3 protein-coding genes and 1 tRNA gene are annotated in these 4,123 nt (G+C 42.3%); 1 reads left to right on the top strand and 3 read right to left on the bottom strand.

Annotated elements, in window-relative coordinates:
* Positions 1 to 190: 190 nt before the first annotated feature.
* The 3 genes from QZ359_RS01235 to QZ359_RS01225 are packed head-to-tail and all read right to left on the bottom strand — an operon-like array spanning position 191 to position 3,794.
* Positions 191 to 2,149 (bottom strand): fructose-specific PTS transporter subunit EIIC, encoded by a 1,959-nt coding sequence (locus tag QZ359_RS01235; protein ID WP_293954528.1) that lies wholly within the window; start codon positions 2,147 to 2,149, stop codon positions 191 to 193.
* The gene (gene pfkB, locus QZ359_RS01230) at positions 2,146 to 3,057 is read right to left on the bottom strand and encodes a 1-phosphofructokinase (protein WP_293954526.1); all 912 of its coding nucleotides are present in this window, start codon (positions 3,055 to 3,057) and stop codon (positions 2,146 to 2,148) included. Before pfkB ends, QZ359_RS01235 begins: the two co-directional genes overlap by 4 nt.
* On the bottom strand, positions 3,054 to 3,794 hold the full coding sequence (locus QZ359_RS01225) for a DeoR/GlpR family DNA-binding transcription regulator (RefSeq protein ID WP_293954524.1): 741 nt from the start codon (positions 3,792 to 3,794) through the stop codon (positions 3,054 to 3,056). The genes pfkB and QZ359_RS01225 overlap by 4 nt, the downstream gene beginning before the upstream one ends.
* A gap of 161 nt (positions 3,795 to 3,955) precedes the next feature.
* Here QZ359_RS01225 and QZ359_RS01220 point away from each other — a divergent pair.
* Positions 3,956 to 4,043, top strand: a tRNA-Ser gene (locus QZ359_RS01220).
* Positions 4,044 to 4,123: the final 80 nt, after the last annotated feature.

Genomic DNA, 4,123 nt, shown 5'->3' with positions numbered 1-4,123 from the left:
AAGTTAAAATTAAACTAAAAGAACTTAAAACAAGGTTAGCTGAATACTATGAAAATGAGCTTGAAAGTAAATTATTTGAGTATGAACTATTGAAATAGTGAGAAGACGATTTCCAAACGGAAATCGTCTTTTTCGATATTGTTGAAATACTACATTTTGTGGTTGGTTTAAACTGGTATATAGTTCCCTTTTATTTAACTGCTTGAGGTTTGCGTAGATAACCATAGACCACACCACTTACGATTGCTCCTACCAAGACAGAAACGAAGTAAAGGAGAGCATTTGAAGTAAGGGCGATAACGAAGATTCCTCCGTGTGGCGCCATGAGTTTGATACCAGTAAGACCAACGAGGCCACCTGCTACTGCTGAACCAAGGATGAAGCTTGGGATCGCACGAGCTGGGTCAGCGGCACCAAATGGAATTGCTCCCTCAGTGATAAATGACAAGCCCATGATAATGTTTGTCAAACCAGAGTTGCGTTCTTCTTTAGTAAATTTGTCTTTAAAGAGAAGAGTTGCGACAAAGATTGCAAGTGGTGGTACCATTCCTCCAGCCATAACTGCTGCCATGGCTACAGAACCTCCTGAAGAAACAGTTGCTGCAAGCGTACCTGTACCAAAAACATAAGCTGCTTTGTTAACTGGTCCACCCATGTCAACAGCCATCATTCCACCAAGGACGATACCAAGAAGGACAGCTGAACCTCCTCCAAGACCACCTAGGAAGTCATTCATAGCAGTGTTGATTGCTGCCATTGGGATATTCACAGCTAGCATGACAAATCCAGTCAAGATTGTTCCAAGAAGTGGCAAGAGAAGGATAGATTTAGCACCTTCAAGTGAACGAGGAACCTTAACGTATTTCTTGATAGCAAGAACCAAAGCACCTGCGATAAATCCACCAACAAGGGCACCTAGGAAACCAGATGAGACACCTGCAAGAGTTGAAGTTGCTTCACCACCTGCAGCATAAGGGATTTTACCAAAGGCAAAACCTTCTTTGGCAATAGCACCAGCCACAAAACCAGCAACCAAACCTGGTTTTTCAGCAATAGAGTAGGCAACATAACCTGCAAAGACTGGAAGCATCAAACCAAAGGCAGCTCCACCAATTTTCATGAACATAGAAGCTAGCTCATGGTAGGAACCAAGATTACCAAGGTTTTCATTTGGCACACCCAAAGCACCGTCAATCAAGAATGCAAGGGCAATCATGATACCACCGCCAATAACAAATGGCAACATTTGCGATACACCACTCATCAAGTGTTTGTAGAAGGCACCACCAAGGCTTTGTTTTTCATTAGAGGCTGTTGCAGCTTGGGCACCATTAGCAGCACGATAAACTTCAGCATCTCCTGAAAGAGCCATGTTAATCAATTCTTCTGTCTTACGGATACCGTCAGCAACTGGACGATTGATCAATGGTTTGCCATCAAAACGATCCATTTCAACAGCCTTGTCTGCAGCGATGATAACGGCTTTAGCCTTGCGGATATCCTCTGCAGTTAGCTGGTTTCCAACACCGCTAGCACCGTTGGTTTCAACCTTGATGCCAACACCCATTTCGGAAGCTACTTTTTGAAGGGATTCTTGAGCCATGTAAGTGTGGGCGATACCTGTTGTACAAGCTGTAACAGCTACGATAAAGTCCCCAGATTCATTGGCAGGTGCTTGAACAGGTTCCTCAGTTTTTTCTGAAGCTTGGTCAAAAAGTCCGATAACTTGGTCTGCAGATGTTACTTGACGAAGTTTGTCAGCAAAACCGTCTTTCATCAAGTATTGAGACAATTCTGCCAAGGCTGCTAAATGAGTATCATTGTCACCTTCTGGAGCTGCAATCATAAAGAAGAGGTCAGTTGCTTGCCCATCCAAGCTCTCGTAGTCAACACCTTTGTTTGACTTAGCAAAGAGAACAGTCGCATCTTTGACAGCAGCATTTTTGCTGTGAGGCATAGCGATTCCATCACCCAAACCTGTAGAAGTCAAAGCTTCACGCGCCAAAATGCCTTCTTTAAAGGTTTCAAAATCTGTCACATAACCGTGGTCTGTCAAACTTTTAATCATCTCGTCGATGACAGCTGTTTTTTCAGTCGCCTGCAAATCCAGCAACATAACATCTTTTCTCAATAGGTCTTGAATTTTCATCGTTTTTCTACCTCAACTTTTTCATATGTTTCTTTAATAAATTCTGCTGTTGCTAAGTCATCTGAGAAGGTCGTTGCTGTTCCACAAGCAACTCCCCATTTGAAGGCTTCTACTGCGTCTTTTGATTTGACAAATTCACCTGTGAATCCAGCAACCATAGAATCACCAGCCCCCACTGAATTTTTCACTGTTCCCTTAATAGGTTTTGCAAAGTATGCTCCCTCAGATGTGACAAGAAGGGCCCCGTCCCCAGCCATAGAGATAATGACGTTTTGAGCACCTTTAGCCAGTAACTCACGAGCGTATTTCTCAATTTCATCTAAACTTTCGAGTTTAACCCCAAAAATCGCTCCAAGTTCATGATTGTTTGGTTTGACCAAAAGCGGCTGGTAGGCCAAACTATCAATTAAGGTCTGTCCTTCAAAGTCACAAACCACTTGCGCACCCGTCTGACGCGTCAAGGCAATCAAATCCTTGTAGATGACATTGCCTAGATTTTTAGCACTTGAACCAGCAAAGACAACTGTATCTTCTGCTGTCAGACTAGATAAAATAGCTTTCAATTCTTCTAGCTGGGCTGGCTCGACATTTGGACCAGTCCCGTTGATTTCTGTTTCTTGGTCTGCTTTGATTTTAACATTGATACGCGTATCTTCTGCCACTTGGACAAATCGTGTTTCAATTTGCTCTTCAGCCAAAGTGTCTGTGATAAATTTACCTGTAAAGCCACCGATGAAGCCTGTCGCAGTATTTGGAATATCCAAGCGTTTCAAGACACGGCTAACATTGATTCCCTTACCACCAGCAAACTTATCATCACTGTCCATACGATTGACACTACCGACTTGGACTTGGTCCAAACGAACGATATAATCAATAGACGGATTGAGTGTGACTGTATAAATCATACTTCTATTACCTCCGTTTTCTCCTTAATGGCCTGCAAGAGCTCATGCCCTTGACTTGTAATAACAATAGCTCGTTTGAGTGGTGCTACCTTAGCAAAGCAAGTTTGTCCAATTTTGGACGAATCGACCAAGACATAAGTCTGTTTGGCATTCTCCAAAATAGCACGCTTCACAGCTCCCTCTTCCATATCAGGAGTCGTATAATAACTATCGTCCACACCATTCATCCCGATAAAGGCACGGTCAAAGTGCAATTGGTTAATCTGGTTAAGAGCAACACCCCCGATACTCGCATCTGTCGCCATCTTGACACTTCCTCCAACCATGACAGTTGGAATCTGCTTTTCAACCAACTGAGCAGCATGGTGAATCGAGTTGGTCACGACTGTAACATTCTTATTGACCAATTCATGAATCAAAAAAGCAGTTGTTGTTCCAGCATCGATAAAAATGACATCTTGTTCCTTGATGAGAGAGGCTGCTTTCTGAGCCAGTAACTTCTTCTCTTGAAGGTTTTTGACAGATTTTTCTTGAATGGTTTCTTCTTCCTGCAAGGAATGGGGCAATTCTGCTCCACCATGCACGCGACGAAGCTTGTTTTCCGCTTCCAACTCATCCAAATCTCTTCGAACCGTTGATTCTGAGGTCTCTAGCAAACTAACTAATTTTTCTAGAGAAACTACATGATGTTGATTTAACTCCTCTAAAATCAGTTGTTTCCGCTCTGTTTTTAACACCGAATCACCTCCTGTTATCGTTTACACTATTCATTCTATCACACTCTCTTTCAAAGTCAAGCATTTTTTATCGTTTTCTTTCAAATTCTATCATTTTTCTCATTTCCAGAATTTTTATTGCAAGATAAGAGGCTTTATGGTAGACTATTTGAGTAAGCATTGGAAGATTACTCAAGAGGCTTAAGAGGCCGTGTTGGAAACGCGGTAGGCGTGTAACAGCGTGCGTGGGTTCGAATCCCATGTCTTCCGTTTATTTTAAAAAAGATACCCAAGAAATCGAGCCTACTGAAAAAGTCATTAAATTGATGGCTTTTTTGTTATACTAGAGA

This window comes from Streptococcus sp. (genome assembly GCF_019414905.1).
In the GTDB taxonomy this organism is placed as follows: domain Bacteria; phylum Bacillota; class Bacilli; order Lactobacillales; family Streptococcaceae; genus Streptococcus.
This window is presented reverse-complemented; position numbering and strand designations above follow the sequence as displayed.

What these genes read in the sequence shown, in the direction of transcription:
- QZ359_RS01235 (WP_293954528.1), bottom strand. Translation starts at nt 2,149, where the DNA reads ATGAAAATTCAAGACCTATTGAGAAAAGATGTTATGTTGCTGGATTTG.
- pfkB (WP_293954526.1), bottom strand. Translation starts at nt 3,057, where the DNA reads ATGATTTATACAGTCACACTCAATCCGTCTATTGATTATATCGTTCGT.